We start from the raw sequence: 13,112 nt of genomic DNA, 5'->3' as shown, positions 1-13,112 counted from the left end.
TCATTTTATGAGTTGCGGATAGATCAACGATTCACAAACTTATGATTCATTCCCCTCCCTACATTTGAGCCAATTAGTAAGTAGTTAGCAACAAAACCTCATCACGTTATATATTTCTATTTACTGGTATTTCTTACCTCTGTTGAACATTGTCTAGTTTCGTCGAACAAAAAAATAAACCCAAAGACGCACAAATGAGCCAAAAACTTTCTTTACGAACTTTGTAATTAATCGGGATGATGATTGCTGAATACCGCTCAAACAAAAAGAAGCCTTCACAGCAAATTAAACTGTGAAGACTTCTTTTATTCATCATTTCGACCCACATTTACTCCTACTATTAATCATGACGTTTTATAAACAAAAGCAACTTTCCGGATCATTAATTAAAGAACCTGACGTTCACCAGTATCGGCTGCTTTTTGTATGTGATCAAGGAGTATATGAAGTTTTACCGCATCGTCAAAATTAGGAATACGTCGGGTTCCCTCCATAATATCCTTTGCAAATTTCTCGAGAGCTTGTGCAACATTGAAGACAGGTCCGCCAGGAATCGTATCAGGCACCCAACGATAATGATCCGGAATGGTTAATTCAGCGAGTGAAGACGAGTTCTCCCGATTGGCAAGATGCATTCCTTCAACTTTCAAATCCCCCCATTGAAGCTGAGCATGAGTACTTTCATTAGACAGTACAATTACGCCCTCCGTACCATAGAATTCTAACGAGACTCCTGTTCGATAGGATACGCCCCCCTGTACATGTATAGAGACGGTTGCTCCGCTTTTTAATGTTCCATTAATTAAGATTTGATCTGCAGTCGTCTTCTCAATGATTTCACCGGTTTCCTGCACTTTTGCTTGTTTAATTTGATTAGCTATCGTAGCCGATAACTCTTCAAAATCGCCAACAGCATAACACAGTGCATCTATGGCATGCCCTGCATTAATCGTCAATAAGTTTGCTCCATTGGAATGGTTCAATAAATATTTAGAGGCTTCATTCGTTGTGCCGCCCTTTGCAGTTGTAAAGACTTTCATATGACACGACAGCACTTTGCCGATATATCCCTCAGCCACCAGGTCTTTCACAAAGTTAACTTCAGGAGATTGTCGGGCTTGCAAACCAACCGCATGATGAACCTTTTTGGCTGTAGCTAAATTATTCATCTCAATGGCTTGAGAGGTGTTTAAGCCCAAAGGCCATTCACAATATACATGCTTACCGGCATTGAGTGTGGCCATGACCGCATCGTAATGACCAGGAACCTTCACACTCGCAATAACCATATCCACATCCGGGTCGTGGGCTAGTTCGTTTGAATCCGCAAATGCATGTGGAACTCCGAATTGGGAGGCACTTTTCTCCGCACTTTCCATCCGGGTTGTACCGATTGCCGTAATTTTAAATTTCGGAAGCCGTTGTAATGCAGGAATGTGAGTTGAACTAGCCCATTGGTTGTTAGCCGATCCCCCGATTACACCGACATGTATTGTCTTATCCATTTATTGTATAGCCTCCTTGATTAGGGTAGTTAACTAAGGACCTGGTTGAGTTAAACGATTACTTCAGTTTCTTTTCCTCGTTTCCGTGTTCTTTCAACATACTGTAGTAAAAATTTCTTTTATCCTGTGCGGAGACCTTCACGACTTCCAATTGCGTTAGTTGTTGTTCCAGTTTCTCTATATGCTTACTCAAAATATCAATCCTTTTGTGAAATATCACCTTCACTTCAATCTCTGGTTCCTCTTGCGTCACATAACATCCCTCTTCCACAAACGTTGCGATGTCTTTTAGCTTCATCCCCGTTTGCTTCAATCCATGAATAAATTTGATAAATCGAAGATCTTGATCATCATATCGCCTAATCCCGTATTGCTTCCCATCCAGACGTTTGGGGTTAGGAAGAAGACCTATTTTTTCGTAGTATCGGAGAGTATATGCTGTAATGCCCATTAATTTGGATATATCGCTAATTGAGTACATTGTGGTCGGCCACCTTTAATGGACTGATAATCATTATTGTATTTGTTAGAGTATACTCGAAGTCAAGGGTATTGAATAAAATACTTCATAACATTTGCATTAACCTGCCCGTCCCTCGCAACAGGCTACCGAGTCTAGAAAATAAATAAAAGGAGCTACCTCGAAGCAGATCTTTTTCACCTCCGCTTATGAGAGGTTTCAGTCCTTCGATTTAAATTTCCTCCGATAATGCGCTAAAGCAAGCAGCGGAAATACATGCCGGTAATTGTGATAATGGATATAAAACGCTCCCCCCATACCTTGGCCTTTGGGATAGTCAGAGGTCCAATCTTCTTTCTCAAGGGAATCCAGCAGATAGGTTATTCCTTTTTGGATGACCGTAGTCGGTCGGTCAGCAATTGTAATCAATGCATCCAGTGCCCAAGCCGTATCTGTCAGGATGCTCGTTTGTAACGGAACGTAGGTCATTTGAATGTCGCTTCGGCACGATTCGCCCCATCCGCCGTCCGAATTCTGAATACTCCCCAGCCATGCCGCCGCCTTTTGTATGTTTGGATGGTTTTTCTATAAGCCCACTGCTTGTAAACCATATACCCTATTAAGGAGTTTTTGGGCACGTTCAAGGGCTAATAGGTGCAGTTCTCTCGGGATGCCGATCAATCTTTTTACTCCGTCCTGAATCAAGGAGAGCAGCGATCCCCATTCACTTGAGCGAATCCACTGATCCTCATCATCCCTTATCAATTTCAAATCAGACAAGTCAGGAGCATTCACTGGTTTAACGGAAAACTTTTTGTCGGCAAGTATCATAATTGGAGTCAGATTGGCTCTCCCGAAAACAGATAAAGAATAGAAATTGATTGGGAAGTAGTACGGGAGCAGAATCATTTCAATCGGCAAAGGGGTAAAGGTCGGCCATTGATATTGCCCGGTCAGTGCCAGCATGATTTTCGTAAATGTACTCACTTCCGATAAACCGCCTTTTGCGAGAATGAACGTTTTGGCTGCGCGAAGGCACTCGTCTTCTTTGCGGTAGAATCCGGAAAAAAGCAGTGCATAATAAGCTTCTAAAGTGGCAGTTACATTTCCCTCTCCTTCATCATAAAAAAGCTTCCATGCTCCATTATTCTGCTGTTTGCTTAAAATCCTTCGGCAAAGCCCTTCAATTAAATCATCATCAATCTCTAAAGTCCGTAATAAAATAATCATATAAGCATCGGTAGAAATACCCGTTTCAAACGGATAAGCCCACGATCCATCGGGAGACTGGTCTTTTCGAAGTGTTTCAATGATCCGCTTTATCCCCTTCATCGTATCAATCATTCATTCCAGCGCTCCTTCCTCCTGCAACGTCTCGTTAGGATATACATATTCATCTCTTCATTAGAGAATTCGAAAAGGAGGGAAGCACCTATCTTTTTTACAAGAAATCGTCAAAATACACCGCTTGAAACGATTCGCGAGGAATTAAAGAAAAGAAAGAAACACTCCCAAGCCATCTCGAAAGAGTTAACACTTTCAGAGAAAAAGCTTTTGGACAAAATTAGTTGGATTACCCAGGAGCACAACCTAAATAATGTGACTAGAACAAAAGCATATCTAGAGTTTCATCTCCGTCACCCTGAAATCCATTGGGCATTCTTAGGTCATATGGTATCTCGGAATGGCGGATGGAATATGACCGATCTCAAGGGAGAGTTTCTAACTAAACTGCTCTCGGAAAAGGAGCAGGATTTATTTTTCCATTTTTTAGAACGCGGGAACTGGCTTATTTTCCAAGATGTATACCCGCAATTTCTGCTTTATGAAGAGAGTTTAAAGAAAAATATACCCCTGTTTTATCTACTACCCCGACTGAATGTTTCTATTTTTATGGAAGCGATTTGGAACTATTTTTGGAGAGTCCGAGATACGCATATTCATTGTATAGGATTAGTAATTAATGAACAAAGTTACTTGGAACAAAGGGTCATTCAAAACCCCTATTATCAAAAAGAAGTATTAAAAAAAATCAAATTTCACCTTCAGGATCTACTATCATTCAATCAAATTCTTTTTCCTGCTGAAGGTGATCATTTAAAGGGGCAGACTCTACACCAATTCCAGTCTCTCCATGAGCGAATTTTACTTGGAAAAAGACTCTATGCCGTTTTGTTCAAGAATCAGGAGTTTAATAGGCAGGCCTTGGAATGGGCAAAACGTAATCCGCACACGGGGTCCAGAAAGGATTACTGGCCACATATATTCAACAGTGTAAATGAAGGTGCGCCGGGAATTACCTATCCATTAAGGTTAAAATCGTGCCAGATTCACAACGATGCAAGAAGAATTTACAGCCCAAAAATGGAGTATGCCTGGAAAAATATAAGCCAGCCTGAAGCAGAACCGGGAGATTGGTTTCAAGACATACTTGTGGTGGATTATTTAGAAGATGACATAGAAATGATGGACGGAGAGATTAAGAATGAATACTGTAAAACGTTGGAGCGACTCGAGGTTGTCGCGCTTGCCAAAAAAGCGATTCACTTTTTGGAATAAAGATAGCTTGGCATGCACTGTGCTGGCATCACTGCTTGGTACATATCTTGATCTTTATTTTGTCGGTAAAGGGATTTATCAGTTTCCTCACAGGCCGCTGCCGGAGATTTTTTCAATTAATATTGTTTTCAATTTAATCGGGTTGCCCATTTTGACAATGGTTTTTTTATACTGCATTTCCCAAATGAATAAATGGTGGAGGATAGGCATTACCCTCTTTGTCAGCCTGTTGATACCGACTTTGGAAAATCTAGCAGAGCGGCTCGGGGATTTTGTACATACCGACAAATGGATGCATGTATACAGCGTCTTCGGTTATTTTCTGTTTTTAATGATTATTTCAGGTGCCTACTTTTGGCTGAGAAAAAGAAGTGAATAAATCAAAAAGCCGGAATCAATTTATAAGGATTTCGCTTAACAAAACTCTCGTAACACAAACCTGGGAAAGCATCATGTACCCCCACTATCTCCTGAGATTATTGACTCTATTTTGCTCCCTTAGCCACTAACAGATCATAAATTTGTTTTGCTTCGGATATACCCATGAAATCTTTAAATCCTTCCAAAAGTGACTTGCCTTCTCGACCTGTAATATTAATAGATGCATTTGCATCAAGCAGATACTGAACGGATTTGACAGTTTCCTCCGTATAATTTCTATATAATGGGTAAATCGCCATCACGTACTTCATTCACTCGAACTTTGACTGTTGTATACCCCGTGGAATTAAATCCAGAGTTTGTTGTTTTAAAAGCTTGAATCCCTGGCTTAAAATCATCAGAGAGGTCGGTAGAACCCAGTAACTTACCATCTTTATCGTAAAATTCAATTGTTAAATTCACATAGCTTGTAGCTGCTCGATCAACTTTTATATGTCCTTGTAATCCCTCTAAATTAATCGAAATGGGTTCAACAACTAAATCCCCGATGGAAATCGATTTGTCATTTGGATCTTGAAGATTGATTTGCCCATAGGCCAACGAAATAACTTGATTTTTTGGGTCGTAACCTACGATCGAACCGGTATTCTCTGCTATATAACGAATTGGGACATACGCGTGACCATCCACATTTAGAATCCGATATTCATCACTCACTGCATGGGTGACACCATTAATATTAATTTTTGCTGGGAAGATCAATGCTTGTATGGTATCTGATGCAATCGCCACGGTGGAAAAACTAGCAACAGCCCCCAAAAGTACACCTAAAATAAATTTTTTCAAATAAATCTCTTCCTCCTATTGCTGTCTTAAGTAAATTGCCTTTTGGAACCAACTTAATTTCATTTTATAACAAAGGGCTGCAACGAGGCAGCCCTTCTGATTCTATTTTTGAAACTCTTTCAATGCTGACTCAGAGTGGGTAGCCTGAAAAAAATCGTCAATGATGGATTGAGTAACATCGAATTCCCACCTTGTGAATCGAGATAGCCTTGTGAGGGTACTAACTTCATCGCTGCCTTCGATAGTGTAATCGAGAGAGTTAGGAATAACGATTTGTGCAGCATATTTTCCAGCGGGGACGGGATTTCCGTTCGGGTCCTTTAAGTTCCATACGGGAAGATTCGCTTCATACCATCCATATACAGGGATTTCTCCTTCTAAGGGAGACAACTTATAGCTAAACAACAAACGATCCTGATCTCCATCTACCTTTAGAATTTGATATTCAATGTTTAGTGGTTGGATGGTAATGGATTGTTTGTCCTGATTTTTAAACTGGAGGGTTTGGACAAGTCCTTTATTATCGGTATCAATGTAACCCTTACCGAAAACAAGTCCTGCGTTAAATAATAACATCCCATCATGAAAACCAGTCGTAGGCTTCAGTGCCCAAGAATCCTTCACTTTAGGTTGTGGTGTAAGGAGTGATTCGTAATCCACCGTTATTTTTTTCAATTCATCATCGTATCCTACAGTCGCCCCCATATTTTCTGCTATAAAACGTATAGGTACATACGCATGACCATTATAATTTAATGTGGTGTATTCTCTATTTAATTCTTTGTCTTGACCATTAAATACAAATTTGGCAGGAAATAAGTACGCTTGGATTGTGTCTGCGGCATAGACAGCAGTTGTAGCGGTTAAACCAATTCCGCAAATTAGACCTAGAACAAACTTTTTCAAATTCACCACTCCCTTTATTTACCACTTTAAAATTTAGACGAAACGAATATGTAAGAAGTTTCTCTGCCTATTTCAATTTTTTTACAAACTCTTTTTCACCATGGATTCCACTAGACTGCCCTTTAGCACAACAGGCTACCGAGATTAAATCAGCGGTAGCCTGTTGTGCTATTCTTACTCAACTATCGTTTTCGTAAGTTCAATAGCATTTATAAAATTCTAACGAGAAAGGGTTGTCGTGGTCTAAACCGACAATATCCACTCTGCAATATCTTCTAAAACAGTGCTGTCCACGGTTTGCGGGATATTATATTCTTCCCAAATGTCTTTCAAAGTACCATACACAGCTTTCATAAACATATGGTTCAAACCGGGATAGAGCTTGAATGTGACATTCGGGCGGTCTTTTAACATCTCACGGTATCGGTTGAAATCTTTTTCGACGGAAACCTGTACATCTTTATCACCCTGTATGACGAAAATCGGTTTTTTGTTTTGCAATAAATAATCTTTGATTGGATGTTGCTTCATCTCTTTAAGATACCAAGCATAGACAGAACCGAACAAAACGGTCTGTTGCGCCATCTCATCCGTCATGTCGGATATGGCATCAAACTTGTCTTGCAGTTCTTTTACCTGCTTTAAGGCTATCTCTTGTTGAGATTTTTCAAGCTGCTTTATGGAATCCTCATTTTGGTTTATGATGACTTCTGCAAGCGTTCGAGGAGTACCGGCTAAGATAAATAATCCTGCCAAGTCGCCACCTTCCGCATCAATTCTGGGGGCAAGCATCCCGCCTTGGCTGTGTCCAATCAAGAATACGCGGTTTGCATCCAAGCGTGGGTCTTTTTTCAGCATATGGACAGCCATAATCGCGTCCTGAATTATCTCTTCTTCTACTGTAAGTTTGCCGCCGAGTTCTTGAATTATCTGCTTGCCATAGGTACAGGTGCGTTTATCGTACCGCAGCGATGCAATCCCTTCCTTGGCAAGTCCGTCCGCAAGGTCTCGAAACAGCTTATTTACACCAACTGTTTCGTCTTTATCCAAGGGTCCTGAGCCATGAACAAATACAACTGCCGGGACTTTTTCAGTATGAGAATCCGGCAGCGTCAAAATTCCTTCCAACGGATATGCGGCGTTTGCCACAACCGTAACTTGTTCTATCATTTTTTAACCTCCTATATAAAAATCGATAACACTCCCTAACATTAATGACACTCTATTTGCGTTAAACTCCCGTTAGCTCAATAGCAAATGAATTACTACTCGTTATTTCTCCCAAAGCTCGACCAGTCGACCTTCAGGATCTTCAATCCAAATAAACTTTCCAAATTCACTAATCTCTTTTTTCTTTGCAAGAGGTACACCAATATGTTCAAGATGCTTAATAGTCTCGTTTAGATTATGTACTTGGAAATTTAACATCACTTGTTGTTCTGTTGGAAAATAACTGTCATTCTCGGTAAAGAAAGAAAAGATAGTCTCATTTCCTAATTGGGGTTTTATCACAGTCCCATTCCAATTTTCTATTTCAATCTTCAATACTTCACTGTACCATTTTTTTATAACTTCAAGATTCTTAGTTCTCCAAAATATTCCTCCGAAACCTTTTATCATCGTATCTAACTCCTGACTGTCATCAAATTTTTAGCTATCCGATTACATTAGATATTCGAGATTTAAATCTAAGTTCCTTTTTCAACTATCTTGCCCATTAGCTTAACAACTAAACGATAATTAGCTCTGTCGGGAATGGGAACAAGATCCTGTCATTAGGATTTGACAAGAACTTGATCCCATAAAAAAAGCCGCGATTTTCGCGGCAATTAATGAGATAATGTTCTTGTCGCCCGACATGGTTTGTTTGAACCATAACCGGTGGCACAAACATGCACCACTTTTCGTTCTTAAAATTAAAACGTATTATATACATTTTCACATTCTTTCGCGGTCGGCTCATAAAAACAGTGAAGCTTGTATCGTCCTGCGTGCGGCTGATTATACCAGGTCGGCGGACATGGCAGGGGAGCCTGGGCCGTTCCCGGACGAAAATACCAGAGGGAGAATTTGCCCGGCCAATGCCGCTCCCCATTCACAGCTCGTCGCGCCAGACGGCGTTCTCTCTCTCTTGCGTTTTGATAGTACATACCATGTTGCAGTGCTTCAAATGCATGCGGCTGGTTGATCATTTGGGGAATTGTCCGGAGTCCTTTGAAATCGGAGCAATTCCCTCGTATTCAGTTAATGCCAACATTTCCAACAAGTTGCATACCCAGTTCGCCTTCGCCCACAGCTTCGGCTCGAAGCAACCTTGCCAACATGTCAATATCCTGTTGCCTGGCTTTTACGACTGCCATTGGCTCACCTCTTTAGATTGTATCTCTAGACACATCATATTGTAGGTGAAGCGGAAATGTTACTCTGCCTTTAGCTGAGAAGGCTGTCGTTCAATTACTGTCGGCAGCCCTCTCCTGTGGAAACCGTGATACTCACTTAATCACCAATGCTTTTCCATTGCTTCTTCACATCTAGTGAAGCCATTTCTTGAATAAAACTGCACACTATTACTACTGGGCCAAAGTATAAGAAACTCGACATCATTTTCTTTTGACCATTGTTCCATAGCGATATGAATCTTGGAACCGATACCTTGACTTCTAAAAGCAGGACGCGTATAAACATTAGTAACATATCCGTAATAAGGGTCTGGAGATTTACCTGGCCGGGGTACTTTATGTATGAATTGCAGATACATATGCGATACGATATTTGTATCAATTTCTGCAACCCAAATGTACCAATCTCCGCTTTTGATTGCTTTAACCAAAAAATCACTACAGCTCTGGTGAAACCCCTCAAAACTTACCGCACTATTGTCATGCTCTTCTCCCGAGAAGTCCCAGCGCATTCGAACAAGTTCATGGACATCGTCTAAAGTAGCCAAACGAACAATTACCATTAATTCACCCCTTTGGTTTGTATATATCTTCCATTCAGAATCAAATTATTCCTGCATTATTTTTATTACGTTCTTGTGTTAACCTGCCCGTCCCTCTTATTGTAATTCAAACTGCTTGGAATACAGGTGTGCATACACGCCATCGCGTGCTAGCAACTCTTCGTGCGTACCTTGTTCCACAATACCGTCCTCTGTCAATACGATAATTCGTTCGGCATTGCGGATCGTGGAAAGTCGATGGGCAATGACAATGGTTGTACGCCCTTTTGCTAATGATTCTAGTGATTCTTTGACAATGCTCTCACTATCGTTATCAAGTGCGCTCGTTGCCTCATCTAAAATGAGAACGGGTGGGTTCTTTAAGAATACGCGAGCGATACTTAGCCGCTGTTTTTGACCACCAGACAGTTTGACACCTCGTTGCCCGATCTCGGTGTGGTAGCCGTTCGACAAGTTCATGATAAAGCCATGGGCATTGGCGTATTTGGCGGCTGCGATAATTGCTTCTTCGCTCGCAGCGGGATTTCCGTAGCCGATATTTTCCATTACCGTTCCCGCGAAAAGGTAGATATCTTGCTGTACGATCCCGATGTTATTTCTTAATGACCTCAGATCGAGATCCCGGACGCTGATCCCATCTAGTAATACGTCCCCATTGGTCACTTCATAAAAGCGAGGGATGAGTGAGCATAATGTAGTTTTTCCCACACCAGACGGCCCCACTAACGCAACGTACTCACCTGGTTGTACACGAAGCGACAGGTTTACCAAAACATGGTCCAAATGGGCTTCGTAACGGAAGGAAACTTCCTTGAACTCAATTTCTCCATGTACCTCTGGAAGGATCAAGGCATTCGGTTTGTTTTCGATCGTCGGCTTCAAATTCATGATTTCCATAAAACGCTGGAAGCCCGTTATTCCTTCTTGCAACTGAGAGCTCATATGCGTCAGTCGTTGAATGGGTTCAATCATAAAGCTTATATAGAGTAAGAAAGTTATCAAATCCGCTAAATTGAGTGTGTTGCCGACGATACTGGCACTGCCAAAGATGATCACCGTTATCGTAATCAGTTGGATAATCGTTTCGACAGCATTGAAAAAATACGCTTCAGCCTTGTACGTTTTCTTTCGACTATCGAGGAAACGATTATTTGCCTGGTTAAACTTCTCGATTTCGACATACTCGTTGGCAAACGATTTGACTACGCGGATTCCCGATAAACTATCCTCTACTTGAGCGTTTACATCCCCGATTCGTTCTTTGTTTCTTCTTAATGCCTTGTTCAACATCTTATTGAAATACAATGAAAAGGCCCCTAAGATCGGAAAGAAACAGAATACGGCAATGGTTAAGTGTGCGTTAATCGAAAACAAAATGAAAAATGCTCCAATAAAGCGGACGAGATATTTGACGTAGTCTTCTGGACCGTGATGGTATAGCTCGGAAAGCAACAGCAGGTCGTTCGTTATTCGAGACATGAGCCGACCTGTCTTTTCCTTATCGTAAAAACCAAAGGAAAGAGTCTGCATGTGTGCGAACAGCTCGCTGCGCATATCGCTTTCCATACGAGCGCCAACTTCATGACCTTTGTAGTCCACAAAGTAGTTCCCGATATTCTGGACCGCGACTAAAACAAGCATCAGCCCGCCAATTCCATACACGCTGCTTAGGGCTGCGGACAAGTCTCCTTTCAAAACATCTTTCGTAATATGCTGAACGAGCAGCGGAAACACCAATGTCACTGCAGAAACGATAAAGGCACTTGCCAATACGCTCAGAAACAACGATAAATACGGTTTGTAATAGGAAAAAAACTTTTTCACTGGAAAACGCATGGTTTTACCCCTTTTTTGTGTTATTTAAATAACACATAAGGGCGTACACCGTTAACAATTTAAATAAGTGTTCCATCCTTATATGTTGGTACGGTGGGTTGTTTCGTTAAGTTTTCCATGTAAATTGCCTCCTTAGTTCGTTATTGATTTCATTATAATTGACATTTCACTGGAACAGATCAGTATATTTTAGCTATATACATTTATTACTTATTTCATTTTTTGCGAAATCGACGACACATGCAGTATAAATGGTTTGGGCGTTCTTCCACTCCAAAATAGCTAAGATCAGCCGAGAGCTCCGTGTTGTCATGATTAAAAACTAATATCCTATAAAGTAAAAAAGAGCTAGCAAAAATACCGCTAACTCTCGTATTGATCAATGAATAGCCTAATTACAATCTTTGAATCAACCAATAAAATGCCAGAACAAAAATAAGGCAAGACGTTGAAATCATCATTTTACGATACCACGAGAACCTTCGCAGCCAAATCAAGAGGGGCAGTAATAGGCATAAGACCATCAGTTGGCCCGTTTCTACACCCAAATTAAACGTCAGGAGCGTGCCAATCAGATTGCCCTTTGGAAGTCCTGTTTCAGCCAAAGCCCCGGCGAAGCCCATACCGTGAATCAGGCCGAATATGGCTGTCATTACCCACCGCCATTTCGCCTTTTGAACAAACATATTTTCCACGGCCACATAACAGATTGTCACCGCAATCAGCGCTTCGACCCAAGACGAGATGACATGGAGGCGGCCCGACGCCACCAAGAATAATGTAATACTGTGGGCGATTGTAAAAGCAGTAACAATTTTCAAAGCATCCTTGAAGCGAGATGCGATTAATACTAAGGATAACAAAAACACCAAATGATCATAACCTGTCAAAATGTGTTCGATTCCAAGCTTAAAGTATTTCCACAAAACAGCGCCAATCTTAGGCTGGGGAAGGTTGATCGGATTATCTCTTTTCGTGCTATCATTATCCTGCTGGGAATGCTTAGGAAGGTTGATCAGAATATCTCTTTTCGTGCTATCAATCAAGTCCTGTTGGACATATTCCCCTGCATGGACCAAGAGTCCACTCGTATGAGCAGGTACTTCGTCAAACGCCAGATCGTAATGAAGATTACATTGTTCGATCACTTTATCGGCGGTAAACTTCAGATGAAATTCCACGCCTCTTTCGGTACCCTTATTCGCCATGTTCATCGAAAGCAATTCCATCGTTAAGGGCTTCGAATCCGCATCTATGCGAAGACCTTTCTGTAGATAAGATTCGATTTTTTGCGAGAACTGTACCTCGTTCACCAGATTATCCAGGTTGGTACCGAATTGTGGAAACAAATCTCTTTGATCAAGAAAAAGTTCATAGAGAATCTCGTTCTCTTCAATGTTTAATACCGAGTAACCCATACTTCCGGAATGCGCGAGCGAAGTTGTGGTAGTCCCAAAAAATAATAAGATCGTGATTATGAACAAGGACAGGAATGAACGCTGCTTCATAGCGGAACCTCTTTTCATGAGATGCAAGTATTACAATCTGCAATTTAGTTTATCCGGTCACAACCGTTCATTCTGCAACTTGAACATGTTGCTCGACTTCGTTCGAGGAAATGCAGCTTTAGATCACCTTAGGTACACTTAATCGTCCA

The 13,112-nt window shown here is 41.1% G+C and carries 13 protein-coding genes and 1 pseudogene; 2 read left to right on the top strand and 12 right to left on the bottom strand.

The window, feature by feature from the left end; genetic code table 11:
• Positions 1–386 precede the first annotated feature (386 nt).
• The 4 genes from ACBP55_RS11905 to ACBP55_RS11890 form a co-directional block, all read right to left on the bottom strand.
• Entirely contained in the window at positions 387–1,505 is a 1,119-nt protein-coding gene (locus tag ACBP55_RS11905; protein ID WP_464651755.1) for a Gfo/Idh/MocA family protein, read from the bottom strand.
• 58 nt (positions 1,506–1,563) lie between these two features.
• Positions 1,564–1,986 carry a MerR family transcriptional regulator gene (locus ACBP55_RS11900; RefSeq protein WP_464651754.1) on the bottom strand — a complete coding sequence of 141 codons (423 nt, stop codon included), beginning with the start codon at positions 1,984–1,986 and terminating at the stop codon, positions 1,564–1,566.
• Positions 1,987–2,184: 198 nt separating this feature from the next.
• A complete protein-coding gene (locus tag ACBP55_RS11895; RefSeq protein ID WP_464653292.1) occupies positions 2,185–2,535 on the bottom strand; it encodes a hypothetical protein in 351 nt (116 codons plus the stop codon).
• Between the two features lie 15 nt (positions 2,536–2,550).
• Positions 2,551–3,309 (bottom strand): hypothetical protein, encoded by a 759-nt coding sequence (locus tag ACBP55_RS11890; protein WP_464651752.1) that lies wholly within the window; start codon positions 3,307–3,309, stop codon positions 2,551–2,553.
• A gap of 90 nt (positions 3,310–3,399) precedes the next feature.
• Between ACBP55_RS11890 and ACBP55_RS11885 the strand changes: the two genes are divergently transcribed.
• On the top strand, positions 3,400–4,524 hold the full coding sequence (locus ACBP55_RS11885; RefSeq protein ID WP_464653291.1) for a DUF2515 family protein: 1,125 nt from the start codon (positions 3,400–3,402) through the stop codon (positions 4,522–4,524).
• The gene (locus ACBP55_RS11880) at positions 4,493–4,903 is read left to right on the top strand and encodes a CBO0543 family protein (protein ID WP_464651750.1); all 411 of its coding nucleotides are present in this window, start codon (positions 4,493–4,495) and stop codon (positions 4,901–4,903) included. The genes ACBP55_RS11885 and ACBP55_RS11880 overlap by 32 nt, the downstream gene beginning before the upstream one ends.
• A gap of 278 nt (positions 4,904–5,181) precedes the next feature.
• Here ACBP55_RS11880 and ACBP55_RS11875 read toward each other — a convergent pair whose 3' ends face one another.
• The 8 genes and pseudogenes from ACBP55_RS11875 to ACBP55_RS11840 form a co-directional block, all read right to left on the bottom strand.
• Complete coding sequence (locus ACBP55_RS11875) at positions 5,182–5,751, bottom strand: stalk domain-containing protein (protein ID WP_464651748.1); 570 nt, start codon at positions 5,749–5,751, stop codon at positions 5,182–5,184.
• A 102-nt stretch (positions 5,752–5,853) separates the two neighbouring features.
• Positions 5,854–6,657, bottom strand: coding sequence for a stalk domain-containing protein (locus tag ACBP55_RS11870; protein WP_464651746.1), 804 nt, complete (start codon positions 6,655–6,657; stop codon positions 5,854–5,856).
• A gap of 243 nt (positions 6,658–6,900) precedes the next feature.
• Positions 6,901–7,827: an alpha/beta hydrolase family protein gene (locus ACBP55_RS11865; protein WP_464651744.1), complete on the bottom strand. Its 927-nt coding sequence runs from the start codon at positions 7,825–7,827 to the stop codon at positions 6,901–6,903.
• Between the two features lie 102 nt (positions 7,828–7,929).
• Positions 7,930–8,277, bottom strand: coding sequence for a VOC family protein (locus ACBP55_RS11860; protein WP_047685110.1), 348 nt, complete (start codon positions 8,275–8,277; stop codon positions 7,930–7,932).
• A 296-nt stretch (positions 8,278–8,573) separates the two neighbouring features.
• Positions 8,574–9,017, bottom strand: a pseudogene (locus ACBP55_RS11855) (cell wall hydrolase).
• Between the two features lie 140 nt (positions 9,018–9,157).
• The gene (locus ACBP55_RS11850; RefSeq protein ID WP_464651742.1) at positions 9,158–9,619 is read right to left on the bottom strand and encodes a GNAT family N-acetyltransferase; all 462 of its coding nucleotides are present in this window, start codon (positions 9,617–9,619) and stop codon (positions 9,158–9,160) included.
• Between the two features lie 96 nt (positions 9,620–9,715).
• Positions 9,716–11,455, bottom strand: coding sequence for an ABC transporter ATP-binding protein (locus ACBP55_RS11845; RefSeq protein ID WP_464651740.1), 1,740 nt, complete (start codon positions 11,453–11,455; stop codon positions 9,716–9,718).
• Between the two features lie 395 nt (positions 11,456–11,850).
• Positions 11,851–12,963 carry a HupE/UreJ family protein gene (locus ACBP55_RS11840; protein ID WP_464651738.1) on the bottom strand — a complete coding sequence of 371 codons (1,113 nt, stop codon included), beginning with the start codon at positions 12,961–12,963 and terminating at the stop codon, positions 11,851–11,853.
• Between the last annotated feature and the right edge of the window lie 149 nt (positions 12,964–13,112).

It is taken from the genome of Paenibacillus sp. WG02 (assembly GCF_055396115.1).
This window is presented reverse-complemented; position numbering and strand designations above follow the sequence as displayed.